Source organism: Herbaspirillum sp. CAH-3, from assembly GCF_009668275.1.
In the GTDB taxonomy this organism is placed as follows: domain Bacteria; phylum Pseudomonadota; class Gammaproteobacteria; order Burkholderiales; family Burkholderiaceae_D; genus Herbaspirillum; species Herbaspirillum aquaticum.
Window position 1 is genome coordinate 39,366 of the sequence record NZ_VSWE01000019.1, and the last position, 23,917, is coordinate 63,282.

The 23,917-nt window shown below is 64.1% G+C and carries 20 protein-coding genes; 13 read left to right on the forward strand and 7 right to left on the reverse strand.

Features of this window, described 5'->3' with window-relative positions:
* The first annotated feature begins 262 nt into the window (after window positions 1-262).
* From FYB76_RS22280 to FYB76_RS22290, 3 genes are all read left to right on the forward strand, one after another.
* Entirely contained in the window at window positions 263-2,038 is a 1,776-nt protein-coding gene (locus tag FYB76_RS22280; RefSeq protein WP_154135096.1) for an ABC transporter ATP-binding protein/permease, read from the forward strand.
* A 120-nt stretch (window positions 2,039-2,158) separates the two neighbouring features.
* Entirely contained in the window at window positions 2,159-3,007 is an 849-nt protein-coding gene (locus FYB76_RS22285; protein ID WP_154135097.1) for a D-amino acid aminotransferase, read from the forward strand.
* Window positions 3,008-3,189: 182 nt separating this feature from the next.
* Window positions 3,190-3,471, forward strand: a complete 282-nt coding sequence (locus FYB76_RS22290) for a DUF493 family protein (RefSeq protein ID WP_008333859.1) — start codon at window positions 3,190-3,192, stop codon at window positions 3,469-3,471.
* A gap of 67 nt (window positions 3,472-3,538) precedes the next feature.
* Here FYB76_RS22290 and gcvA read toward each other — a convergent pair whose 3' ends face one another.
* Window positions 3,539-4,489, reverse strand: coding sequence for a transcriptional regulator GcvA (gene gcvA / locus FYB76_RS22295; RefSeq protein WP_154135098.1), 951 nt, complete (start codon window positions 4,487-4,489; stop codon window positions 3,539-3,541).
* Window positions 4,490-4,685: 196 nt separating this feature from the next.
* Between gcvA and FYB76_RS22300 the strand changes: the two genes are divergently transcribed.
* From FYB76_RS22300 to FYB76_RS22315, 4 genes are all read left to right on the forward strand, one after another.
* A complete protein-coding gene (locus FYB76_RS22300; RefSeq protein WP_195724702.1) occupies window positions 4,686-5,000 on the forward strand; it encodes a DUF2917 domain-containing protein in 315 nt (104 codons plus the stop codon).
* A 35-nt stretch (window positions 5,001-5,035) separates the two neighbouring features.
* Window positions 5,036-5,728 carry a lipoyl(octanoyl) transferase LipB gene (gene lipB, locus FYB76_RS22305; RefSeq protein ID WP_088756938.1) on the forward strand — a complete coding sequence of 231 codons (693 nt, stop codon included), beginning with the start codon at window positions 5,036-5,038 and terminating at the stop codon, window positions 5,726-5,728.
* Window positions 5,729-5,768: 40 nt separating this feature from the next.
* A complete protein-coding gene (lipA, locus tag FYB76_RS22310) occupies window positions 5,769-6,761 on the forward strand; it encodes a lipoyl synthase (RefSeq protein ID WP_008333855.1) in 993 nt (330 codons plus the stop codon).
* A 98-nt stretch (window positions 6,762-6,859) separates the two neighbouring features.
* The gene (locus FYB76_RS22315; protein WP_154135099.1) at window positions 6,860-7,534 is read left to right on the forward strand and encodes a hypothetical protein; all 675 of its coding nucleotides are present in this window, start codon (window positions 6,860-6,862) and stop codon (window positions 7,532-7,534) included.
* On the opposite strand, the gene FYB76_RS27140 is transcribed toward FYB76_RS22315, so the two are convergent.
* A complete protein-coding gene (locus FYB76_RS27140) occupies window positions 7,442-8,086 on the reverse strand; it encodes a biosynthetic peptidoglycan transglycosylase (RefSeq protein WP_154135100.1) in 645 nt (214 codons plus the stop codon). The two genes, FYB76_RS22315 and FYB76_RS27140, sit on opposite strands and share 93 nt — an antisense overlap.
* Before the next feature lie 347 nt (window positions 8,087-8,433).
* Between FYB76_RS27140 and FYB76_RS22325 the strand changes: the two genes are divergently transcribed.
* Window positions 8,434-9,081: a Fic family protein gene (locus FYB76_RS22325; protein WP_229297065.1), complete on the forward strand. Its 648-nt coding sequence runs from the start codon at window positions 8,434-8,436 to the stop codon at window positions 9,079-9,081.
* A gap of 6 nt (window positions 9,082-9,087) precedes the next feature.
* Here the strand turns inward: FYB76_RS22325 and FYB76_RS22330 are convergent, their stop codons facing one another.
* Together FYB76_RS22330 and FYB76_RS22335 are read right to left on the reverse strand one after the other, a co-directional pair.
* Entirely contained in the window at window positions 9,088-10,506 is a 1,419-nt protein-coding gene (locus FYB76_RS22330; protein ID WP_154135102.1) for a coniferyl aldehyde dehydrogenase, read from the reverse strand.
* Between the two features lie 33 nt (window positions 10,507-10,539).
* On the reverse strand, window positions 10,540-12,171 hold the full coding sequence (locus FYB76_RS22335) for a GMC family oxidoreductase (protein ID WP_370516395.1): 1,632 nt from the start codon (window positions 12,169-12,171) through the stop codon (window positions 10,540-10,542).
* Between the two features lie 235 nt (window positions 12,172-12,406).
* Between FYB76_RS22335 and ribA the strand changes: the two genes are divergently transcribed.
* From ribA to FYB76_RS22350, 3 genes are all read left to right on the forward strand, one after another.
* Entirely contained in the window at window positions 12,407-13,093 is a 687-nt protein-coding gene (ribA, locus tag FYB76_RS22340) for a GTP cyclohydrolase II (RefSeq protein WP_154135103.1), read from the forward strand.
* Between the two features lie 220 nt (window positions 13,094-13,313).
* Window positions 13,314-14,492: a GTP-binding protein gene (locus FYB76_RS22345; protein ID WP_154135104.1), complete on the forward strand. Its 1,179-nt coding sequence runs from the start codon at window positions 13,314-13,316 to the stop codon at window positions 14,490-14,492.
* A 158-nt stretch (window positions 14,493-14,650) separates the two neighbouring features.
* Entirely contained in the window at window positions 14,651-17,491 is a 2,841-nt protein-coding gene (locus tag FYB76_RS22350; RefSeq protein ID WP_088756933.1) for an EAL domain-containing protein, read from the forward strand.
* Between the two features lie 69 nt (window positions 17,492-17,560).
* Here the strand turns inward: FYB76_RS22350 and FYB76_RS22355 are convergent, their stop codons facing one another.
* Window positions 17,561-18,496, reverse strand: a complete 936-nt coding sequence (locus FYB76_RS22355) for an AEC family transporter (protein ID WP_088756932.1) — start codon at window positions 18,494-18,496, stop codon at window positions 17,561-17,563.
* Window positions 18,497-18,651: 155 nt separating this feature from the next.
* Between FYB76_RS22355 and mnmC the strand changes: the two genes are divergently transcribed.
* On the forward strand, window positions 18,652-20,529 hold the full coding sequence (gene mnmC / locus FYB76_RS22360; RefSeq protein WP_154135105.1) for an FAD-dependent 5-carboxymethylaminomethyl-2-thiouridine(34) oxidoreductase MnmC: 1,878 nt from the start codon (window positions 18,652-18,654) through the stop codon (window positions 20,527-20,529).
* Here the strand turns inward: mnmC and FYB76_RS22365 are convergent.
* Window positions 20,504-20,839 carry a YXWGXW repeat-containing protein gene (locus FYB76_RS22365; RefSeq protein ID WP_088756930.1) on the reverse strand — a complete coding sequence of 112 codons (336 nt, stop codon included), beginning with the start codon at window positions 20,837-20,839 and terminating at the stop codon, window positions 20,504-20,506. The two genes, mnmC and FYB76_RS22365, sit on opposite strands and share 26 nt — an antisense overlap.
* A 208-nt stretch (window positions 20,840-21,047) precedes the next feature.
* A complete protein-coding gene (locus tag FYB76_RS22370; RefSeq protein ID WP_088756929.1) occupies window positions 21,048-22,025 on the reverse strand; it encodes a helix-turn-helix domain-containing GNAT family N-acetyltransferase in 978 nt (325 codons plus the stop codon).
* A gap of 244 nt (window positions 22,026-22,269) precedes the next feature.
* On the opposite strand from FYB76_RS22370, the gene FYB76_RS22375 reads away from it, so the two are divergent.
* Complete coding sequence (locus tag FYB76_RS22375; RefSeq protein WP_154135106.1) at window positions 22,270-23,877, forward strand: NAD(P)/FAD-dependent oxidoreductase; 1,608 nt, start codon at window positions 22,270-22,272, stop codon at window positions 23,875-23,877.
* The last annotated feature ends 40 nt before the right edge of the window (window positions 23,878-23,917 follow it).

Genomic DNA, 23,917 nt, shown 5'->3' on the forward strand with positions numbered 1-23,917 from the left:
TGATGCCAGGCAACATCAGCAAAGACCGCAGTCTAGCCGCGATAGGAAATGGCCGTGATTGATTGTTTCGATGCATTCAATAGCCGTGAATGCTGGATCCATGAAGCATTAAGCCGGGCTTAATGCTCTCCTCATGCGCTTCAGGACCGGTTCAAGCGCGGTTCAAGCCGGGTTCAAGCCGGGTTCAAGCCTGGTTTAAGCCTGGTTTAAGTCTTGTGCGGCAAGCTGGGCAGCAAGGAAGACAACCTCCACAGGATTCACCATGACCGAACAAACACCGGCCCAGCAGGCCAGCCACGCCAATCGCGCCACGCGAGCGCAGATCTGGCGCCTCATCAAGCCCTTCTGGGTCTCCGAAGAAAAATGGAAAGCCTGGGCCCTGCTGCTGGCCATCCTGGCCCTGAACCTGGGCATGGTCTACATCAACGTGCGGCTCAATTCCTGGAACCGCGACATGTACAACGTGCTGCAGTCGCGCGACTATCCGCAGTTCAAATCGCTGCTGTGGCAGTTCTCGGGACTGGCCTTCGTCTTCGTGGCCATCGCCATCTACAGCGTCTACCTCAAGCAAGCGCTGCAGATCCGCTGGCGCTACTGGATGAGTACGCGCTACCTCGATCGCTGGCTGGCGCATCGCGCCTACTACCGCATCGAGCAGGGACAGGAGGGCCGCCTCTCCGACAACCCCGACCAGCGCATCGCCGAGGACCTGCATGCGCTCACCAGCGATACGCTCTCGCTGGTGCTGGGGTTCATTTCCAGCAGCGTGACGCTGTTTTCCTTCATCCACATCCTGTGGTCGGTGAGCGGGCCGCTGTCCTTCAAGGCGCTGGGGCAGGCGTGGGTCATCCCCGGCTACATGGTCTGGTTCGTGATCGCCTATGCCGCCATCGGCTCCGGCGTGGTGTGGTGGATCGGCCGTCCGCTGGTCGGTTTGAGCTTCAACCAGGAACGCTTCGAGGCCAATTTCCGTTTCGGACTGATCCGCGTGCGCGAGCATGCCGAGGCCGTGGCCCTGTATCGCGGCGAGCCGCAGGAGCGCGCACAGCTGACCGCGCGCCTGGATGACATCCGCGCGAACTGGTGGAACATCATGCGGCTGACCAAGAAGCTCAACGTGGCCGTCAATTTCTACGGCCAGTTCGCGGTGATCTTCCCCATGCTGGTATCGGCGCCGCGTTATTTTTCCGGGGCCATTTCGCTGGGGGTGCTCATGCAGATCAGCGATGCCTTCGGACAGGTGCAGGATGCCCTGTCGTGGTTCATCAATGCCTTCACTACCCTGGCCAGCTGGAAGGCCTCCATCAACCGCCTGGCGGGCTTCCATGCGGATGTCGAACGTGCCGCCGGCATGCCGCGCACGCTGGCCGTCACGCAGCATGGCGGCAGTGCAGTGACGCTGGACGGCGTGCAGCTGTCCTTCCCCGATGGCAGCCTCATGCTGCGCCGCCTGGACGCGCGCGTGGAGTCGGGCGAACACGTGCTCATCAGCGGTCCCTCCGGATGCGGCAAGTCGACCCTGATCCGCGCCATGGCCGACATCTGGCCTTACGGCGAGGGCCGCATCGCGCTGCCCCAGGATGCGCCCGCGATGTTCCTGCCCCAGCGCAGCTACCTGCCCATCGGCACGCTGCGCGCAGCGCTCTCCTATCCGGCCGCCGAGGGCAGTTTTGAGGATGCGCTCATCACTCGTTACCTGGGGTTGTGCCGTCTTGCGCATCTTGCTTCGCGACTCGACGTGGCGGCCAACTGGAGCCAGGCGCTGTCACCGGGCGAGCAGCAGCGGCTGGCGTTCGTGCGGGTGTTCCTGAACCGTCCGCGCCTGGTGTTCCTGGACGAGGCCAGCAGCGCCATGGATGGTGAGACCGAGGAAGCCCTCTATGCCGCCTTGCCGCGCGAGCTGCCGGGCGTGACCGTGATCAGCATCGCCCACCGCGAGACGCTGGCGCGCTTCCACGACGTGCGCTGGAAGTTCGTGCCACCGGCCGACGGCGAGGGGGCCGGGCATCGTGTAGAGGCGCTGCCGATTGCAGCGTGAGGGCAGGGCGGCGTTATACCGTTTTTGCATAGGGATGCCGGGAGCCGCGTGACAGAATGGATTCATGGCGGCACGGTTGCCGCCTTCACCCGATCATCCTCGATTACCTGAAAGCCCATCATGAACGATCCCATCGTCTACCTCAACGGCGAACTCACGCCCCTCTCTGAAGCCCGCGTGCCGGTGCTGGACCGCGGCTTCATCTTTGGCGACGGCATCTATGAGGTGATCCCCATGTATCGCCGCAAGGCCTTCCGTGGCCAGCAACACCTGGCGCGGCTGTTCCGCAGCCTCGACAGCATCGGTATTCCGAATCCGCATGACGAAGCCGGCTGGAACGCCCTCATCAGCCAGGTGGTGGAGGCCAATGGTCTGGAAGACCAGATGATCTACCTGCAGGTCACCCGTGGCGTGGCCAAGCGGGCGCATGCCTTCCCCAAGGAGGTGGTGCCGACGGTGCTGATCATGACCAATCCGATGGCCCTGCCGCCGGCGGCGTCTATCGAGAAGGGCGTGGCCTGCGTGAGCATGGAAGACCGCCGCTGGCTGAACTGCCAGATCAAGTCCACCTCGCTGCTGGGCAATGTGCTGGCGGCGCAGTTCGCGGCCGAGCACCAGGTGACCGAAGCGATCCAGTTCCGCGATGGCTATCTGTCGGAGGCGTCGTCCTCCAACGTGTGGGTGGTCAAGGATGGCAAGATCGCAGCGCCCCCCAAGGACAACCTGATCCTGGAAGGCATCCGCTATGGCCTGATGGAAGAGCTGTGCGCCGAGCAGGGCATCGTGCTGGAGTCGCGCCGCATCACGCGCGAGGAAGTGCTGGCGGCCGATGAACTCATGATTTCCTCGGCCAGCAAGGAAGTGCTGCCGGTGGTCACGCTCGATGGCCAACCGGTCGGCAGCGGCCAGCCGGGGCCGGTGTTTGCCAAGGTGTATGCGGCTTACCAGGCGGCCAAGGCACAGCTGTAAGACATTTGCAGCTTGTCATGACCAGCGGGTGGCGCTGCGGTTTTCTGCACGCCGCCCCGCCCGCATGGCGTAGAATGCAGGCATTCCCCACCCGAGTCCCCCCGCTTGAAGCCCGCAGGTTCATCCCCATCTGGGAGCATTGAAACCGGAGCGCCAGGCGGACAACGCCAAGGCGGTTTGCCATGACTATGCCCACTATTTCCCCTGAAGAATCCCTGATCGAGTATCCCAGCGACTTCCCCATCAAGGTGGTCGGGATCACCCATGACGCCTTCGCCGAGACCATCGTCGCCATGGTCATCGAGCACGACCCCGAGTTTCACGCGGGCAAGGTCGAGATGCGTCCCTCCACCCAGGGCAAGTACCTCTCGCTCACCCTGACCGTGCGCGCCACCAGCCGCGCCCAGCTCGACAACATCTATCGCGCGCTCTCCACGCACGAGATGGTCAAGTTCGTGCTCTGAGGTCGACCAGGACCCCTCGCGAAAACCGGCGCAGCCCGCAAGGCGCGCCGGTTTTTTCATGGCCGCATTACTTCTTGCGGGTTGACGTTTTCTGCACCGTGCCCGGCCATTCCGACTGCGCCTGGAATTGCCGCATCTCTTCCACGATCCATTTCCTGAAGGCCGCCACCCCCGGCTTCTCCAGCCCCTCCGGCAGGTGCACCAGGTAGTGTGCCTCCTCACACAGCTGCGCGACGTCGAACAGCCGCACCAGCGTGCCGCTGGCGATCTCCTGCCAGGCAATCGTATGGCGTGACAGCGCCACCCCCTTGCCCTCCACCGCATGGCGCAGCGTCAGCGAAGAATCCTCTACCACCAGCGTGCCGCGCGGCTCGGGCAGGTCCAGCCCGGCCAGGGTCAGCCACGGCTGCCAGGATTCGCGCGTGTCCATGCGCAGCAGCGTGCAATGCACCAGGTCGGCGGGGCGCGCGAGCTTCTTGTTCTGCTTGCCGCGATAGCCGGGCGCGGCCACCGGGTAGTAGTAATCATCGCTGAGCTTCTCGGTGACTACGCCCGCGTACTGGCCGCGCCCGAAGCGGATGCCGATGTCCACCCCGTCCAGCCGCAGGTCGGCCAGGTGGCTGCCCGATTGCAGCACCACCTCGATTTCCGGATGGGCATCGATGAACTTCCACAGGCGCGGCGCCAGCCAGCGTGAAGCGAAGGAGGGCGTGGCCGAGATCACCAGCCGCTGCTGGCGCGTCTGGCTGCGCAGGTGGTCGGCCGCTTGCGCGATCTCGCCCAGGGCCTTGCGGATGGTGGCGGCGAAGCGTTCGCCGGTCTCGGTGATGGAAATGCGCTTGCCATGGCGATGGAACAGCTGCAGGCCCAGGTCTTCCTCCAGCGCGCGCACCTGGTGGCTGATGGCGCCGGGCGTGACGTGCACTTCTTCGGCCGCACGCGAGAAGCAGCCATGGCGGGCGGCCGCATCAAAGGCGCGCAGGGCGGCCAGGTTGGGGAGCTTGCGCAAATCGGCCATGACGGCTCCTTGTGAATTCAATTAGCAAGGAGAACCAATATATATCGTTTTGCCGCGCTTGCGGGCTTTCCTACAATGATGGCTCATCACACATCATTCCAGGCATTTCCCCCCTTGCAGCCGCACCCTCCCGGGCATCGCGGCAGGGACGCGGCTTGCCTGGCGAATCAGGCAGTCGAGCAAAGGAGCCAGCGCCATGACAATTTCATTCACAGATCCCAGCCTCCCGGGCCAGTTGCAGGAAGGCCAGGTACAGACCCGTCGCCTGCAGGGCGGCGTGCGCATCCGTGTGAACTCCGGACTGGTGTGGCTGACCATTGCCGGCTGCCGCGAGGATATCTGGCTCAAGGCGGGCCGCTGCTTTGATTTTCACGGGCGCGGCGAGGCCATCTTCGAAGCCGTCAACGGTGCGGCCGAATTCACGGTCACTCCCTTGCCTCCCAAGGGGGCTAGCGACGATACGGTACGTATTGCCAAGCTCCTGCCGCACGGCCTGATCCGCTGGTTCTGATACGGGCAAAGAGGAATTTCGCTACACTGGCGGGCATGCAAACTGCACTGCCCACCGCCAGCACACCCGTGGCTGGCGCCCGCCGGCCCGAGATCGTCCGGCGCGGCGTCGAGCCTTACGAGGCCAGCTTCGCCGCCATGCGCGCCTATACCGATACGCGCACCCCCGAGACCCCCGACCAGCTCTGGATCGTCGAGCATCCCCCTGTCTACACGCTGGGTTTGGGCGCTGACCGCGCCCATGTGTTGAATCCGCACGACATCCCCATTGTCCAGACCGACCGCGGCGGCGAGGTCACCTACCACGGCCCCGGCCAGGTGGTGATCTACCTGCTGATGGACCTGCGCCGCAACCGCAGCGGGGCGCGCCTGTTCGCGCGCGAATTCGTGCACAACATCGAAGAGGCGGTGATCGCCACGCTGGCGGCGTATAATCTGGCCGGTGTACGCAAGGAGGGGGCGCCCGGCATCTACGCCGCCGACGGCCCCTGGCAGGGCGCCAAGGTGGCCGCGCTGGGCTTGAAGATACGGGGCAACGGCTGCACTTACCATGGTGTTTCGCTCAATGTGGCGATGGACCTGGCACCGTTTTCCTGGATCAACCCCTGCGGCTACGAAGGCCTGGCCACCGTGGACATGCAGACCCTCGGGGCTGCCCACGCCCGGCTGGACGCTGTCCAGGACTTGCTTGCCGACCAACTGATCGCCCGCTTCGCGGGCATGGCTTGAGCCCCACGCGCCGCGTGCGCCCGGGGCCGGAACGACCGACATGACTACCGAACTCACTCCCGCAGCAGATTCTTCCTCCAATGCCACCGGCTCGGCGCGCGCCAATCCGCTGGACAAGCAGAAGGGCGCCGGCAAGACCGCCTGGATCCCGATCAAGGTGGTGGCCGCCGAAAAGCTGAAGAAGCCGGACTGGATTCGCGTCAAGGCCGGTTCGCCGACCACCCGCTTCTACGAGATCAAGGACATCCTGCGTGCCAACAACCTGGTGACGGTCTGTGAGGAAGCCTCCTGCCCCAACATCGGCGAATGCTTCGGCAAGGGCACCGCGACCTTCATGATCATGGGCGACAAGTGCACCCGCCGCTGCCCCTTCTGCGACGTCGGCCACGGCCGCCCCGATCCGCTGGACCCCAACGAGCCGGAAAACCTGGCCAAGACCATTGCCCAGCTGCGCCTGTCCTACGTGGTCATCACCAGCGTGGACCGCGACGACCTGCGCGATGGCGGTGCTGCCCACTTCGCGGCCTGCATCCAGCGTGTACGTGAATTGTCGCCCGAGACCCGCATCGAGATCCTGACCCCGGACTTCCGTGGCCGCATGGACCGCGCGCTGGAAATCCTCAAGATGGCCCCGCCGGACGTCATGAACCACAACCTCGAAACCGCACCGCGCCTCTACAAGGAAGCGCGTCCGGGTTCGGATTACGAATATTCGCTGAGCCTGTTGAAGCGCTTCAAGGACCTGCATCCGGAAGTGCCGACCAAGTCCGGCATCATGGTGGGCCTGGGCGAAACCGACGAAGAAGTGCTGCAGGTCATGCGCGACATGCGTGCGCACAACGTCGACATGCTCACCATCGGCCAGTACCTGATGCCCAGCGGCGACCACCTGCCGGTGCGCCGCTACGTGCACCCCGACACCTTCAAGATGTACGAGGAAGAGGCCTACAAGATGGGCTTCGTGCATGCCGCCGTGGGCGCGATGGTGCGCTCGAGCTACCATGCGGATCAGCAGGCGCACGGCTTGGTCTAATTTTCTTGAAGAACAGGCACGCTGTTCAGATCCAGCGGTGTGCTTAGTTTTGCCATTGCAGCAGTCGTGCTCCAATATTTAAGAGATGCGATAAGGCTATGCTCACCTCGTTAATACCAGTGGTAGCGGGATTTATTCTCAGCGGGCTAATTGGGAACCGCCTGCTGCAACATTGGCAGAACCGTAACTGGATCTCGCAACAGCGTTTCAATGGCAACGAAAAAGAATATGCTGCGCTGAAAGAATTAATAGACGAGATCGCTCAGCTCCTCGGCGAACGGATCTATCTCAGTCAAAGAGTTCTTTTGTCTATTGCCGAAGATCCCGACGAGAAACTCGAATCCAAACTTATGGATTACGATGACATCATCAAGCGCTGGAATATTCGCCTTACGTCGTTTTATGTACGACTTTCCCTTTTGATGGGCGAAGGTGAAGCGAATAAATTGGAAAGTAGTATCCAAAATTCGCTGAAAAAGTTGTCTGACCTGATTTCGGATCTACTAAAAAAACGATCAGAAAGTAAGGAGGTTCTGGCCAAAGAGGCGCGCGCAGCGCTTAAGTCATCCTATGCTCTTCAAGCTAAAGCTACGAACTTTAATAAGCATTTATTATGCGTCGCGCTTGACCGAAAAAAGGTTTTGTACGAAGGAGAAGCAATTCCCTTTACCCAAGCAAATCTACACAGGTTTTCTACTTGGTTTCTTTTCAAGGCGCTGTTTAGTCGAAATATAAATTCGCTGACCGTAATCCGCTCGACGTTGAATTCTTAAGTTCCAGCTTTCGGTAGGTCTTAGCGGACGAGGATATACGAGCATCGCTGCAATGGTAGATGCCTCCTGCAGATTCAGATCCGCTGCTGGTTTATTGAACATCCTCAAGGATGCCGACTGTACTCCACGCAAATGTGAGCCAAGAAAGGCACAGCCCAAATAAGATCGCAGGATAACTATTTTGCTGTATCTGATTTGGATGAGACTGGCGAGAAAAATCTCATAGATTTTTCTTTTAATGGTCCGCTCACGGTAGCCAGTTACTGTTCGTACGAACTGCATGTCGATTGTGCTAGCGCCACCGTGGCGTTTTCCTAAGCACGCTTTTAAGGTTTCTCTACATACAGACTTTAGATCTACTCCACCGTGTTTAAAAAATCGCCGGTCCTCAAGTATCAACACCATTTGTTCGACAGCTGATAGTTGCTCTGCACCGTAGATGCAAAATCGATCGATTGATCTCTCGATTTGTAAGAGATCAGTATGCACACGTAGCAAAAACTCTCGTAAAGAGAAGAGCCTCCATCTGGGTTTGTTATCGATAACGCTCATCTCTGTTCTCTCTGCTTTAATTGATTTGGTTTGAAGAAATTTTGTGCTAAGCCGAAATTGACTAGCGTGAATTTAATATAGTTTGCTAGTCCTCTAATTTCGAGTTTATCTCGGTGACGTGCAACTTAGGATTTCAGCCTTGACTAGGCTATCCCTTTTTTCTAATGGCATTTCAATAGAGGAAGTTACTAGAGAAAAGGTGCGATGTGCTTTTCAGTAACTGCCGAACGCGGAAAACACCGATGGGGAAAACTTTGGATTTGCTGATAAGAATCGATGCCTCACGCGCGAAGCTCCCTAACGCCAGCCTTATCCCACGATACACTGCCGCAGCAGTTCGAACTAAGTTGGCCCTAGATTGGATTCACCATTCCAATGCGTTAAGCGGCAACACGCTGACCCTGCGTGAAACCAAGGTAGTGCTGGAAGGCATCACCGTCGGTGGCAAGTTGCTGCGCGAGCACTTCGAGGCCATCAATCACCGCGATGCCATCTTCTTCGTCGAGCAGCTCGTGGCCGGCTGCGAGCCCCTGAGCGAAGCGCACATCAAGGACATCCACAGTCTCGTGCTCAAGGGGATCGATGCCGATGAAGCCGGCCGCTATCGCCGCGAGAACGTGGTGATCGCCGGCGCCAGCACCACCCCGCCGGATTTCCTGCATCTCAACGATGAAATGCGCGCCTTGCTGGCGTGGTATCAGCAGGCCGGCAGCCTGCATGCGGTCGAGCGTGCAGCGCAATTGCATACGTGCTTCGTGAAGATCCATCCCTTCATCGATGGCAATGGCCGCACCGGTCGCCTGCTGTTGAACCTGGAACTGATGAAATCCGGCTATCCCCCGGCGGTCATCCGCAAGGAAGATCGCCTGGCGTATTACGACGCCCTCGATGAAGCCAGCGTCAGCGGCGACCATGCCGCCATCACCACCCTTGTGGCCGAGAGCGTGCAGCGTTCGCTGCGCTTGTACCTGGACCTGCTGCCTGCGCCCGGATGATCGGCATCAGCTCAATCGCCTGATCAACCCCATCACCCATTCAAACGTTTTTCCATAAGGCGGATGCAACAGCGTCCCGCCGTTCCAACGCGCCTGCCGGAACACCGGCTTGCGCTTGCTGAAGGTATCGAAGCCCCAGCGTCCGTGATACGCCCCCATGCCGCTTTCGCCGACACCACCAAAGGGCTGCTCCTCCTGCACCAGGTGCCACAGGCAATCATTGATGGTCACGCCGCCCGCATGGGTCTGCCGCAGCACCTGTTCGCGCCGCGCCGCATCCTCGCCGAACCAGTACAGCGCCAGCGGGCGCGGACCTTGCCGCACATGGACGATGGCCTGCTCGGGCGTGTCGTATTCCAGGATGGGCAGCACCGGCCCGAAGATCTCTTCCTGCAGCACCCGCATCGACGCCGTCGCCCCCAGGATCAGCGTGGGTGCCAGCTTGCGGCTCTGGCCCAGGTCTTCGCCTGCCGGGTTCACCTCGATCACCTGCGCCCCTGCCGCACGCGCCTCTTCCACCAGCGCCTGCAAGCGCGCCCGATGGCGCGGGCTGATGATGGCGGTGTAGTCCGGATTGTCGTGCAGGCGCGGATACAGCCGGCCCATGGCCCCGGCCAGTTGCTGCGCCACCCCGGCCGCCTGGCCGCGCGGCACCAGCAGGTAATCCGGTGCCACGCAGGTCTGGCCGGCATTGAGCAGCTTGCCGAAGGCGATGCGCTGCAGGCTGCTCGTCATGCGGCACGAGGCATCAAGAATGGCGGGCGACTTGCCGCCCAGTTCCAGCGTGACGGGTGTGAGATTGGCCGCCGCCAGTTGCGCGATCTGGCGTCCGACCTGGGTCGATCCGGTAAAGAACAGGTGATCGAACGGCAGCGAGGCAAAAGCCTGTCCGATGCCGGCGTCCCCGGTGACCACGGCCATTTCCCCCGGGGCGTAGGTGCGCGCGACCAGCTCGGCCAGCAGGGCCGAGAGGCGGGGCGTCAGTTCCGAGGGTTTGAGCAGCACCCGGTTGCCCGCTGCCAGCGCCGCCAGCGCTGGACCCAGCGCCAGTTGCAGCGGGTAATTCCACGGCGAGATGATGCCGACCACGCCCAGCGGCTGGGCCAGCAGGCGGTTGCTGCCGGGCAGGAAGTGCAGGGCGGTGGCCACGCGCTGCGGGCGCATCCAGCGCTTCAGGTGCGACTGCGCATGACGTATTCCGGCGCGCAGAACGAACAGTTCGGCCATGCGCGTTTCATGGTGCGAGCGGCCGCCGAAGTCGGCGTCGATGGCGGCGATGAGGGCCGCTTCGTGCTCGTCCATCAAGGCCTGCAGGCGTGCCAGCCGATCCATGCGCACTGCATGGGAGGGATCACTGTCGGCAGCGAACGCCTGCTGCTGCGCGCTGAAAAGCTGCTGCAATTCTGCAGCGGTGGTGTCAGTCATTGATGCATCCTTGCATGGTGTGATCGAACGGTGTCAGGCCGCGTCGGCATGCGCCTGGCTGGCGCGGATCATGTCGGCCGCCTTCTCGGCAATCATGATGGTGGGCGCATTGGTGTTGCCGCTGACCAGCGTGGGCATCACCGAAGCATCCACCACACGCAGGCCCTGCAGTCCATGCACCCGCAATTGTGCATCGACCACCGCCATCTGGTCCTCGCCCATGCGGCAAGTGCCCACGGGATGGTAGATGGTGTCGGCACGCTGGCGGATCATGGCTTCCCATTGCGCCTCATCCATGCCCTCGCGGCCGCCGAACAGTTCCCTGCGGCAGTACCGGCGCAGCGGTTCGGTCATGACGATCTGGCGCGCGATGCGGGCGCCCGCGATCATGGTGGCCAGGTCGCGCGGGTCGGAGAGATAGCCGGCATCGATGAGCGGATCGGCCATCGGATCGGCCGATTGCAGCCCCACGCGCCCACGCGAATGCGGACGCAGCATGCACATGTGCAGGGAGAAGCCGTAACCGGCATGCAGCTTTCTTGCATGGTCATCGACGATGGCGATGCAGAAATGCAGCTGGATATCGGGCCGCTCCAGCTCCGCACGGGTCTTGAGGAAGGCCGCGCCCTCCGCGAAGGGGGTGGCGATGAGCCCCTCCCCATGCCGCTTCCAGGGCAGCAGCTGGCCCAAGAGGCGCAGGCTGCCGACCACGCCCAGGCCGAAGTTGTCGGTGTCGCGGGTGGTCCATCCCTGCGTGAAATCGAGGTGATCCTGCAGGTTCTGGCCCACGCCCGGCAGGGCGTGATGCAGGGCGATGCCATGCGGCAGGATGTCCTCGGGCCGGCCCACGCCGGACAATTGCAGCAATTGCGGCGAGCCAAAGGCCCCGGCGGCGATGATGACTTCACGCGTGGCGCGCACCAGCGCTTCTTGCTGCTGCTGGCGATAGGCCACGCCCACCGCACGCTTGCCCTCGAACAAGACGCGCTGTGCTCGCACCTGGCGCAGCACGGTCAGGTTGGGCCGCTGCCCCATCACCGGATGCAGATAGGCCGCCGCCGCCGAGCAGCGCTCGCCGCGATGACCGGGCGTGTGGAATTGCGTGACCTGGTACAGGCCCACACCTTCGTTGTCGCCGGTATTGAAGTCGGTGCGCAGCGGATAGCCGCGCGCTTGCGCTGCCTCGATGAAGGCGCGCGTGATGGGGCGCGGGCGATTCTGTTCCGAGACTTGCAGCGGGCCGCTGCCCCCGTGCCAGGCATCGGCCCCGCGCACGTTGTTCTCGGATCGCTTGAAGTAGGGCAGCACCGACTCCCAGTCCCAGCCCGGGCAGCCGGCCTGGGCCCAGCCATCGTAGTCCTGGCGCTGGCCGCGGATGTAGAGCATGGCGTTGATGGCCGAGGAGCCGCCCAGGGCGCGGCCGCGCGGCTGGTAGCCACGGCGGCCGTTGAGGCCCGCCTGCGGGGTGGTCTGCAGCGCCCAGTTGTTGAGCTTGCCGTAGCCGGGCAGCATGGCCACCACGGCGGCGGGGGTGCGCACCAGGAGGCTGTCGCCCTGGCCGCCGGCTTCCAGCAGGCAGACCGTGACGCGTGGATCTTCCGACAGGCGGGCGGCCAGCGTGGCACCCGCCGAGCCGCCACCGGCGATGACGTAATCGAACAGCACGGTTGTCTCCCTTTTTTATCGTTGACCGGCTTGCAAGGGGGCGCCGCCCTGGGGGCTGGCGCCGTGTCCGGTGTGTCCCGGACTGGCTGGCATTATGACGCGGCCGGCCCGGCCTGTTCAAATTCCCTGCACGAATTGGACAATTGCCTTCACCGGAGCGGCCCGCGCGCTGAAATAAACCTGGGCGCAAGGTAAGATACGCGGTTCTGAGCATTCGATTCGAAAGCAGGTTGTCATGTCCTCACCGATCGCACCGGCCGCTGCCGCGCCGGAAGAAAAACTGGTCTTCGTCAGTTCGTGCAAGTTGCCCATGCCCTGGGCGACCTTCGAACTGCACGCCTTCTACGATGAAGTTTCCGGCAAGGAACACCTGGCCCTGACCCTGGGCGACGTCGGCAACGGCGAGCCGGTGCTGGGCCGCGTGCACTCCGAGTGCCTGACCGGCGACGCCCTGTTCTCGCAGCGCTGCGACTGCGGTGCCCAGCTGGAGGCCGCCTTGAAGAAGATCGCCAAGGAAGGCCGTGGCGTGCTGTTCTACCTGCGCCAGGAAGGCCGTGGCATTGGCCTGTTGAACAAGATCCGCGCCTATCACCTCCAGGACCAGGGCGCCGATACGGTGGAAGCCAACGAACGCCTGGGCTTCCCCGCCGACATGCGCCGCTACACCATCGTGCTGCCCATGCTGGCGCACCTGAAGATCACCAGCCTGCGCCTGATGACCAACAATCCGCGCAAGGTCAAGGCGCTCGAAGACAGCGGCATCACCGTGGCCGAGCGCATCGCCCTGATCGCCAACCACAATCCCTTCAACATCGGCTACCTGGGCACCAAGGCGCGCAAGCTGGGCCACCTGTTGCCGGGACTGGCCAAGACCGAAGAGAAACCGGAAAAAGTGCCGCTGGACGCCCACGACAACGAGTAATGCACATCCATCACCCGGGTGAATGCATGGCGGGCGGCTATTCAGGTGATGAATTCCCGCCAGCCGGTAAAACCAGGTAAAGATGCCGGCCCGCGCCCGGCGCGGCTTGCAGCCAGGACGGACCCGGTGCGGTCCGTCTTTTTTTTGCCTTGCGCAGGCAGCCCTCTTGACGCATCAGGTAGCATGACGGCTGGATCGACCATTCTCCCGTCTTCACACCATGAACCCATCCGTACCTGCTGGCGCCGCACCGATACCCGTTTCCCTCCTGACCGGTTTCCTGGGCAGCGGCAAGACCACGCTGCTGAACCATCTCATCACCCAGCCGGAGATGAAGAACACCCTGGTCATCATCAACGAATTCGGCGAGATCGGCCTGGATCACCTGCTGGTGGCCCACAGCCAGGAAGAGACCATCGTCGAGATGAGCAGCGGCTGCCTGTGCTGCACCATCCGCGGCGACCTCAAGAAGACCCTGAAGGACATCACCTGGCGCTTCGCCGAAGGCGGCCAGCGCAAGTTCGACCGCGTGGTCATCGAGACCACCGGGCTGGCTTCCCCCACGCCCATCCTGCACACGCTGATGACCGATGCCTTCATCTCGGCACGCTATCGGCTCGATGGCGTGATCGTCACCGTCGATGCGGTCAATGGCATGTCGACCCTGGACCATCATCCCGAAGCGATCCAGCAGGCCGCCGTCGCCGACCGCCTGCTGCTGACCAAGACTGACCTGGTCGACGCCGATACGCTGTCGGCCCTGCAGGCACGCCTGCGCACGCTCAATCCGGGCGCACGCCAGCTGCAGCCGCAGGTCGGCCAGATCGCTGCAGCCGAGCTGCTCGATGCGGGCCTCTTCAAGCCCGGCGAGAAGATGCCCGACGTCGCGCGCTGGCTCAACGAGGAAGCCTTTGCCGAGAAAGAGGCCCATGCGCATCATGCGCACCATCATCATGGCCACGGACATGATCACCACGATCATCACGATCATCACGATCATCATGGCCACCATCATGACGATCACGCCCATGACGTGAACCGTCACGATGACCACATCCGCGCCTTCTGCTTTACCTTCGACGAGCCCATCGATCCGGTGCTCTTCGATGAATGGCTGAGCTTGCTGGTCGGCTTCAAGGGCCCCAACATCCTGCGCATCAAGGGCATCCTCAACCTCAAGGGCGAGGACAAGCCCACCGTCATCCACGGCGTGCAGCACATCTTCCACCCCACGGCCACGCTGCCGCAGTGGCCTTCGGAAGACCGTCGCAGCCGCATCGTCTTCATCACCCGCGATATCGAGCGGGCCACCATCGAGCGCTCTTTCGATGCCTTCATGCAAGCCCAGGCCATCGAGCGCGAGCAGCGCCAGCAACGGCAGTCGCCGCCGGTCTACTGAGCCGGCATGCAGGGGGGAAAAGGCTGCATTGTTCCCGTGCAGCAACTCGCGGGCAGGTACCAGGGACTTGCCTGATTAAAAATAACTGCGCTTGGGCCGATAACGAGGGATAAGCCGGATTATGATCGGGCTCACCTTAGGGATATAACGATTCGTATATGCAGCGTGTGATCAACAAGCTGGGGGCAACGTTGTCGGCATCGCTCACGCTGATGCTTGGCGTATGTGCCACCGTGACGGTCTTCGTCGCCACCAGCCATCTGGAAGAGGATGCCGTCCACCTGGACTTCGAGCGCCGGGCGGGGCTGCGTGCCTTCACCATCCAGCGCGGGCTGGAAGAGGCCGTCCAGGTGCAATCGGTGGTCAATCACTTCTATGCCACCGTGGGCGACCCCACGCGCGAACAGTTCGAGAGTTTCACCCGCCCGCTGCTGGAACGCTATCCCTACGTGCGTGCCTTCAGCGTGCAGCGTTTCGTGGCCGACGAAGACCGGCTGGTGTTCGAGGCCCTGCGCCAGGGCGCCAAGCCGGGCTTCGAAATCACCGCCCTTGAGGGCGACCGGCCCGTGCGCGCTTCGCAGCAGCCCACCTACCTGGTGGTCGATTACGTGGAACCGGTGGCCGGCAATGAAGCCGCGCTGGGGCTGGATGTCTCGCGCAATGCGGCCATCACGGGCGCGCTCGATGCGGCCGTGGTCAGCGGCCGGCCGTCCTCCACCCCGCCAATCCGGCTGGCCCAGTCCGGGCCGGACGAGCGCGGACTGCTGGTGATCCAGCCGGTCTATCGCGGCGGCGTGCAACCGACCGATACCGCCGCCCGGCGCGCGCTGCTGGTGGGCGATACCACGGCGGTGCTGGAGTTGAACGGACTGGTGCAGAAGATCCTCGACGGTGCCGGCCTGATGGCCGACCACGAGATCGGCCTGCGCATCTACGTCGGCCCGCAGGCCGATCCGGCCAACCTGGTCTACCGCCATGAAAGCGTCGCCCAGCCAACCCAATGGCTGGACCAGATCATCAAGCCGGGCAGCTTCTTCCGCCATCCTTCTTCCACCCTCACCAGTTTCGACATCGCCGGTCAGACCTGGCACATGGAGATCAGCATCCCGCCGCGGTCAGTCTTTGCCGATCACTACGGCTCGCTGCTCATCGGCCTGGTCGGCGTGATCGCTTCGCTGCTGGGCGCGGCCTACATGCGGGCGCTGTCGATGCGATCGCATCGCGTGCAGCAGCTGGTGGAAGAGAAGACCGCCGAGCTGCGTACCACCAATGCCCTGCTGTCGGATGACATCAAGGCCCGCCGCCTGGCCGAGCGCGCGCTGCGCCTGCGCCACCAGGCCATCGAGGCCAGCGCCAATGCCATCCTGATCCTCTCGGCCCAGGCGCCGGAGTACGCCATCGAATACGTCAACCCGGCCTTCGCCCGCATCACCGGCTACAGCGCCGGCGAAGCGGTGGGCAAGAGCATTCGTTTCCTGGAAGGGCGGGACAGCGATCCCGAAGGGTTTGAGACCGTCTGGATCGCCATGCGCGAGCAGCGCGAGCACAACGTCGTGCTGCGCAACTATCACAAGGATGGCTCGGAGCTCTGGAACGATTTCTACATCGCCCCGGTGCGCGATGAGAGCGGCATGGTCACCCACTTCGTGGCCGCGCTCTACGACATCACCTCGATGAAGCGTTATGAAGCCGAACTGGAATTCCAGGCCAGCCGCGATACCTTGACCGGCCTGATCAACCGCCACATGCTGCGCCATCACCTGGAGCAGGCCATCGGCGCGGCCGAGCGGCAGAAGCAGGCCTTGTGGGTGGTGTTCGTCGACCTGGACCGCTTCAAGTTCGTCAACGACACCCTGGGCCACAAGGCCGGCGATACCTTGCTGCGCACCGTGGCCGGGCGGCTGCGCGCAGCCGTGCGCGAAGCCGATACGGTGGCGCGCCTGGGCGGGGATGAATTCATCATGATCCTGCCGGAGCAGGATGAACTCACGCTCGATACCCGCAGCCTGCAACGCATCATGGATGCGGTGGCCGCACCCGTGACGCTGGGGGGCCATACCCTCTTCATGACCTGCAGCATCGGCGTGGCCTGCTATCCCAACGATGGCACCGATGGCGAGACCCTCATCAAGCACGCCGACATCGCCATGTACCGCGGCAAGCAGACCGGCCGCAACAATTTCCAGTTCTACACCCCGGCCATGAACGAGCAGGCGCTGGAACGCCTGCGCATCGAAGGCGACCTGCGCAATGCACTCGATCACGGCGAATTCCTGCTGCACTACCAGCCCAAGGTCGACCTGGCCTCGGGCCGCGTGGTGGGCAGCGAGGCGCTGATCCGCTGGCTGCATCCGCAGCTGGGCATGGTGTCACCGGCGCGCTTCATTGGTCTTGCCGAAGAGACCGGGCTGATCCTGCCCATCGGTGCCTGGGTCCTGCGCACCGCCTGCACCCAGTGCCGCCAGTGGCAGCTGGCCGGGCATGACGACATCAGCGTCTCGGTCAACCTCTCGGTGGGCCAGTTCCTGCAGAAGGACCTGGTCTCTTCCATTGCCGACGTGCTGGCCGATACCGGCCTGCCCCCGGCTTCGCTGGAAATCGAACTGACCGAGAGCCTCATGATGACCGACGTCGAGCACGCCATCGGCATCCTGGCGGGCATGAAGAAGCTGGGCATCCGTCTTTCCATCGACGACTTCGGCACCGGTTATTCCTCGCTGGCCTACCTGAAGCGCTTCCCCATCGACGTGCTCAAGATCGACCGTTCCTTCGTGCGCGACATCACCATCGATGCCGATGATGCGGCCATCACCGCCTCCATCATCTCGCTGGCGCGCCACTTGAAACTGCGCGTCATCGCCGAGGGCGTGGAGACCGATGAACAGCTGGACTACCTGCGCCACTATGGCTGCGACGAGATCCAGGGCTACCTGTTCAGTCCGCCGGTGGCCGCCGAGAAGTTCGAGCAGATCCTGCGCGAGGAGCGGGTGATCCTGTAATTTTCCTTCACGCGCTGTTCTGGAATGAGGCCGCACGGCAATGCCGCTGCGGCCTTTTTCATATGCGGCTCAATGATGCGCAATCCAGGCCAGGATGAGCGCGATGGTCGGTAGCGAGAGGGTGGTGGAGAAGAGGATGGCGCGCGACATGGCGGTGACTTCGCGCTGGTACAGCTCGGCCAGCATGAAGGGCCCGGTGCCGATGGGCAGCGCCGCCAGCAGCACTGCGCTGTCGGCCCACAGGCGCGGCATGGGCAGGATCCAGTAGGCCAGCACGGCGGTCACGGCCGGCTGTAGCAGCAGCTTGAAGGCCACCAGCAGCCACACCGGCGAGCCACCCGCCGTGCGCACCGGCTGGGCCAGGAACAGTCCCAGCGAGACCAGCGCGCAAGGTCCGGCCGCCCCGCCCAGGATCTTGAAGAGTTGCTGTACGCCAGGGGGGATGGCCACGCCGCTCAGGGCCACGATGATGCCGGCCACCGGCGCGATCATGATGGGATTGCGCAGCAGCGAGCGGCCCACCTTGGCGACGGTCTGGCCGAATGCCGCCTGGGCATGCAGGCAGGTTTCCAGCAGCACGATGGCCACCGCAAAGAGCAGGCAGGCCGTCATCACCATGGCGATCACCGAGGGCGGCAAGCCGTCGCTGCCGAAGGCCAGGTAGCACAGCGGAATGCCGATGAAGCCGGTATTGGCGTAGGAGCTGCCGAGGCTGTCGATGATGACGTCAGGAGCGGCCGCCTTCTGGCGCAGGCGCAGCGCGGCCGTGACCAGGAACACCACCGCCACGCCGATGGCGAAGACGGCGATGAAGCGCAGGTTGGCGAAGTCCGCAGGCTTCAGGCGCGACATGGAGTCGAACAGCAGCGCCGGCAGCGCCAGCCAGATCACGAAGCGATTGAGCTCGCTGGCCGCGCCCGCCGAGAGAATGCGGCGCTTGCGGCATATCCAGCCCAGGAAGATCAACGAAAAAATCGGGAAGACGATATTGAAGATGGCGAGCATGGCGTGGCGCAGCCATGCTGCGGGGCGGGTTGATCGGCGTCGGATGTGGCCCTAGACGCTACGGAGCCGCTCCTGCTTTGTCAAGGCGCAATGCCGCACGGGGAGGGCGGCGTAGAATGGCGGCCTTGTCTGATTTATCCACAGGGCTTTTCACGATGCCTGCGCGTCCCCTTCAACTTGCCTCTTCCGAATTGCTGGCCGCCTGGCGCGCCGAGGCCGATCCCATCACCGCCGCTCTGCAGGGCGTTCCGGACTGCCTGCGCGAACAACGCAGCGCCACCGTGCTGGACCTGCATTTCGGGCTGGGACAGTCCTTCTTCGCCACCTGGCATGCGTTCGCCCGCCAGCGCGCGCAAGGGGAGGGCGCGGTGCATCTGCACTACATTGCGATCCTGCCCCATCCGCCAGCCGTGGAGGCCCTGTCCGAAGACTTAACTTATGCACAGGCCTTGCGCGCGGCATGGCCGCTACCCTTGCCGGGCACGCACCGCCTCTTGCTCGATGAAGGCCGCGTCACGCTGACCCTGATCTGGGGCGCGGTGGAAGAAGAACTGGCCCGGCTGGACGCACCGGTGGACCTGTTCTACCTGCATGCCGACCCGACCCGCTTCGATCCTGCTGCGCCAGCCTGGCATGCGCATGCCTGCAAGCGCTTGGCGCGCCTGGCCTGGACCGGGGCGCGGGCGCTGGTGTTCGGTGGGGCGGCGGATGTGGCGCTGGCGGCGGCGATGCGCCAGGTCGGTTTCCACGGGGAAGCGCGTGACGGCGCGCTGGCCTTGCGTTATGCCCCGGCCTGGGCGCGGCCGGCCACGCATGTGGCGGCGTCCGATACGCCCTTGCGGCGCGATCTGCCGCATGCACGGCAGGCCTTGGTGATCGGCGCCGGGCTGGCCGGAACGGCCGCCGCCGAGCGGCTCACGGCACGCGGCTGGCGCATCGATCTCATCGATGCCGGACCGGAGGTGGCCACCCGCGCTTCGGGCAATCACGGGGGGCTCTTCATGCCGGCGCTGGCACGCGATGACAGCCCGCTGGCACGGCTCACGCGGGCGGCTTTCCTGTTTGCCTCGCGGCATCTGGATGATCTGGGCGGGGTGGGGCTGGAGGATCACGCGGCCATTCGTGGCGAACGCTGCGGCGTCCTGCAATTCGGACGCGATGCCAAGCAGGCGCTCTCCTTCGAGCAGGGCGCGCAGGAGTGGCAGTATCCGCCGCGCTATGCGCGCTGGATGTCGGCCGGCGAGACGGCCAACGCACTGGGCATGCCGACCATGGGCGGCGGCTATTTCTTCCCGGAGGCGGGCTGGCTCAATCCGCCGTCGGTGTGCCGCCGCCTGCTGACGGTGGCGCAGGCGCAAGGTGAGGTGCGCACGCATTTCAATCGCGCCGTCGCGCGCCTGGTGCGCGTGCACGATCAATGGCAGGCGGTCGATGCCGATGGCGTGCTGATTGCGCAAGCGCCGGTGGTGATCCTCGCAGCGGGTGCGCAGGCGCGCGTGCTGGAGCAGGCGGCGGGTTTGCCCTTGAATGCGGTGCGCGGCCAGGTCACGCATCTGCCGGCAACAGGCTTCCCCGATTTGCCGCATGCGCTGTGTGGCGACGGCTACCTCACGCGTCCCTATGCCGGCCAGGTCTGCATGGGCGCCAGCTACGATCGCTTCGACGATCCTGCGCTGCGTGCCGACAGCCATGCCGAGAACCTGGCCCGCCTGCAGCACATGCTGCCGCAGATCGCCGCGCACATGTCCTTGCCGCAAGCGGATGCGCATCTTCCCGGCCGGGTCGGCCAGCGCTGCATCGCGCCGGACCGCTTGCCGCTGGTCGGTGCCTTGCCGGGCGAGGCGGGCGTGTATGGCCTGCTGGGCTATGCCTCGCGCGGCCTGATCTGGGCGCCGCTGATGGCCGAGTTGCTGGCCGCGATGATCGAGCGCGAGCCCTTGCCGCTGCCGCGCGAACTGGTGGCAGCGCTGGACCCGGCCCGCTTCGGCGCGGATTCAGCTGCCGGCCTCAACGCACCCAGTGACCCGGAATGAACACCCAGCCGCCGGGGCCCGGTTGCCAGTGGGCCGGTTCATAGCGGGCGTAGTGGCGGCGCATGCGTTCCCAGTGGCCGCCGACCCAGACGTGGCGATGGCCGTTCCAGGCCCAGTAGCCGGGCGCCCAGGCATAGCCGTGGCGCGGGGCGGGGACGACTTCATAGCGCGGGGCGGGCGGCGGTGTGCCGATGCGCACGTCCACGCCGACCACCTGGGCTTGCGCGGCAGGGGCCAGGGCTGCGGTGGCTCCGAGGGTGGAGAGGGTAGCGAGAAGGACGAAGGCGAGGCGAGTGGTCTTGGTTTTCATGTTGGACTCCTGCAAGTGGGTGTTGCGTGGATGCAGCGCCAGTGGGGCGCGCTGTGAAAACCACTGTAGGAGCCGGGCTTCTTTAAGACTGTAATGTTGTGTTTCCAGGTGTATCAGCGGCTTCCCGCCCGCCGTGCAGCGCGCGGGAAGAACGCGCCGCAGCGCCGGTTCCGGTAACAAATCACGGCAGACCGATACATGCGCGCCCTCACTTCTTGCGCGCCGGGCGCACGTAACGCTGCTCCACCACGCGGCTGCCCCATTGCTCGCCCGGCGACTCCTCGGCCAGTTCGAAGCCGGCCGACAGATACAGGTGGCGTGCCGCATCCAGCCCCTGGAAGGTCCACAGGTAGCAGGCCAGGCGATGGGCATCGACGAAGGCCATGGCCTGTTCCAGCAAGCGCCGTCCCACGCCGCTGCCGCGCAGGCTGTCATCGACGATGAACCAGCGCAGGTGCGCTTGCCGCTGCTGCAGGTCGCCATCGATCACGATGGAGGCCAGGCAGCGCCCGTGTTCGATGTGGGTCCAGAGCTGCTTGCCGGCCCGGGGCAAGGTTTGCGCGAAGCTGCCCAGTTCGCTGGCCACCTTGTGCTCGAAGAACACCCCGAAGCCGGCCGCCTCGGCGTAGTAACGCGCATGCAGGCTGGCGATATCGCCGATGCAGCCGGGCTGGTAGCCGGTGCTCAATGGCACCGTCGCGCCTTTGGCCGGGCGTGGTGCAGCATTCGGGTTATTGCTCGACAACGCCTCGGAATACAGCGCCAGCGCCCGCACCAGGCCCTGCTGGTCTTCCGGCAGGATGCGCCGCAGGGCCGCGGAGACCTGGTCGGTGGCGAACTTGTCGATCTTCTTGCGCAGGGTCTGCCCCTCTTCGGTCAGCGCCAGGCTGTAGGCGCGCCCGTCGCCCGGTACTGGGCTGCGCTGCACCAGCCCCAGCGCTTCCAGCTTGGCCAGCTGGCGGCTGGTGTTGGACTTGTCCAGGTACAGCAGTTCGCCCAGCTCGCGCGCCTGCAGGCCGGGTTTGAGTCCGATCTCGATGAGCGCGTGCACCGCCGAGGGTGCCAGGTCGCTGCCGGCCAGGGTGCTGCGCATGAAGCCCAGTTCGCGCACCAGCTTGCGCGACAGCTCGCGCAACTGGCGGATGGTCTGGTCGCGCGGGGGAGAGTGCAGGCCGTCATAGTCCATGGCAAGATCCGGTAATGGTTGCGAAGTGCAATCAATGTTGCGCCAGATGATTGCGTTATGCAACTTGTTTGGTGGCAGGGGGCAGGCTCGCTGTCGCACCTGCGCAACTGGCGGGGCCGGGCTGGGAGCGCCTGCCGGGGTGGAGTAAAATGTCGCCTTTCGCGCAGCCTTCCGCCGTGAGCACACCGGTCATCGTGGCCTGCGCCACCTCCTGCATCCCCAGTCTTGTTGAAAGTCCCCGCACATGTTGCGCATCTCTGAACTGACCCTTCCGTTGAGCCATACGGAAGAAGAACTGAACGCCGCCATCCTCGATCGCCTGGGCATCCCGGCCGGGGAGCTGCTGTCCTTCACCCTGTTTCGCCGCAGCTACGATGCCCGCAAGAAGACGGCCATCACCCTGAACTACACCATCGACGTCGAAGTGAAGGACGAGCCGGCCGTCCTGGCGCGCCACGCCAAGACCACCAATGTCGGCCCCACGCCCGATACCTCCTATCACTACGTCACGCGCGCCCCGGCGAGCATCAAGAAGCGTCCGGTGGTGATCGGCTTCGGTCCCTGCGGCCTGTTTGCGGCGCTGATCCTGGCCGAGATGGGCTTCAACCCCATCATCCTGGAACGCGGCAAGACCGTGCGCGAGCGCACCAAGGACACCTGGGGCCTGTGGCGCCAGCGCGAATTGAAGCCGGAATCGAACGTGCAGTTCGGCGAGGGCGGCGCCGGGACCTTCTCCGACGGCAAGCTCTACAGCCAGGTCAAGGATCCCAAGCACTATGGCCGCAAGGTGCTGGCCGAATTCGTGGCCGCCGACGCGCCGCCCGAGATCATGTACGTCAGCAAGCCCCACATCGGTACCTTCCGCCTGGTCAAGATGATCCAGTTGATGCGCGAGAAGATCGAGAAGCTGGGCGGTGAATTCCGCTTCGAGCAGCGCGTCGAGGATGTGCTGATCGAAGATGGCCAGATCCGTGGCCTCACGCTCAACACCGGCGAACAGATCGAAGCCGACCACGTGGTGCTGGCCATCGGCCACAGCGCCCGCGATACCTTCGAGATGCTCTACGAACGCGGTGTCTACATCGAGGCCAAGCCGTTCTCGATCGGCTTCCGCGCCGAGCACCCGCAGTCGCTGATCGACAAGTGCCGCTTCGGTCCCGGGGCCGGCCATCCCATCCTGGGCGCGGCCGACTACAAGCTGGTGCACCACGCCTCCAATGGCCGTTCGGTCTACAGCTTCTGCATGTGCCCCGGTGGCACGGTGGTGGCAGCCACCTCCGAACCGGGCCGCGTGGTCACCAATGGCATGAGCCAGTATTCGCGCAATGAGCGCAATGCCAACAGCGGCATCGTGGTGGGCATCTCGCCGGCCGACTATCCCGGCCATCCGCTGGCCGGCATCGCCTTCCAGCGCGAGTGGGAAAGCCGTGCTTACGAGCTTGGCGGCGGCAACTACAATGCGCCGGGGCAGCTGGTGGGCGACTTCATCGCCAATCGTCCCTCGACCGGGCTGGGCAGCGTGGAACCGTCCTACAAGCCGGGCGTGACGCTGGGCGACCTCAACCCGTCGCTGCCCAAGTACGCCATCGATGCCATCCGCGAGGCGCTGCCGGCTTTCGAAAAGCAGATCCGTGGCTACTCCATGCATGACGCCGTGCTGACCGGCATCGAGACGCGCACGTCCTCGCCCATCCGCATCAAGCGCGATGACCACACCCTGCAGAGCCTCAACACCAAGGGCCTGTACCCGGCCGGTGAAGGGGCCGGTTATGCGGGCGGGATCATGTCGGCGGCCATCGACGGCATCCGCGTGGCCGAAGCGCTGGCGCTGGACATCGTGGCGCAGGGCTGAGGCCTGGTCAGACAGCTTGCCTGTCTGCCCACCCAAAGCA

Bases quoted from the DNA above. Each gene is read 5' to 3' on its own strand.
- FYB76_RS22285 (WP_154135097.1), top strand. From the start codon at position 2,159: ATGAACGATCCCATCGTCTACCTCAACGGCGAACTCACGCCCCTCTCT.
- FYB76_RS22280 (WP_154135096.1), top strand. From the start codon at position 263: ATGACCGAACAAACACCGGCCCAGCAGGCCAGCCACGCCAATCGCGCC.
- FYB76_RS22330 (WP_154135102.1), bottom strand. From the start codon at position 10,506: ATGACTGACACCACCGCTGCAGAATTGCAGCAGCTTTTCAGCGCGCAG.
- gcvA (WP_154135098.1), bottom strand. From the start codon at position 4,489: ATGGCCGATTTGCGCAAGCTCCCCAACCTGGCCGCCCTGCGCGCCTTT.
- FYB76_RS22300 (WP_195724702.1), top strand. From the start codon at position 4,686: ATGACAATTTCATTCACAGATCCCAGCCTCCCGGGCCAGTTGCAGGAA.
- FYB76_RS22365 (WP_088756930.1), bottom strand. From the start codon at position 20,839: ATGAAAACCAAGACCACTCGCCTCGCCTTCGTCCTTCTCGCTACCCTC.
- FYB76_RS27140 (WP_154135100.1), bottom strand. From the start codon at position 8,086: ATGAGCGTTATCGATAACAAACCCAGATGGAGGCTCTTCTCTTTACGA.
- FYB76_RS22315 (WP_154135099.1), top strand. From the start codon at position 6,860: ATGCTCACCTCGTTAATACCAGTGGTAGCGGGATTTATTCTCAGCGGG.
- FYB76_RS22355 (WP_088756932.1), bottom strand. From the start codon at position 18,496: ATGCTCGCCATCTTCAATATCGTCTTCCCGATTTTTTCGTTGATCTTC.
- FYB76_RS22375 (WP_154135106.1), top strand. From the start codon at position 22,270: ATGTTGCGCATCTCTGAACTGACCCTTCCGTTGAGCCATACGGAAGAA.
- FYB76_RS22370 (WP_088756929.1), bottom strand. From the start codon at position 22,025: ATGGACTATGACGGCCTGCACTCTCCCCCGCGCGACCAGACCATCCGC.
- lipB (WP_088756938.1), top strand. From the start codon at position 5,036: ATGCAAACTGCACTGCCCACCGCCAGCACACCCGTGGCTGGCGCCCGC.
- mnmC (WP_154135105.1), top strand. From the start codon at position 18,652: ATGCCTGCGCGTCCCCTTCAACTTGCCTCTTCCGAATTGCTGGCCGCC.
- lipA (WP_008333855.1), top strand. From the start codon at position 5,769: ATGACTACCGAACTCACTCCCGCAGCAGATTCTTCCTCCAATGCCACC.
- FYB76_RS22345 (WP_154135104.1), top strand. From the start codon at position 13,314: ATGAACCCATCCGTACCTGCTGGCGCCGCACCGATACCCGTTTCCCTC.
- FYB76_RS22290 (WP_008333859.1), top strand. From the start codon at position 3,190: ATGACTATGCCCACTATTTCCCCTGAAGAATCCCTGATCGAGTATCCC.
- FYB76_RS22350 (WP_088756933.1), top strand. From the start codon at position 14,651: ATGCAGCGTGTGATCAACAAGCTGGGGGCAACGTTGTCGGCATCGCTC.
- ribA (WP_154135103.1), top strand. From the start codon at position 12,407: ATGTCCTCACCGATCGCACCGGCCGCTGCCGCGCCGGAAGAAAAACTG.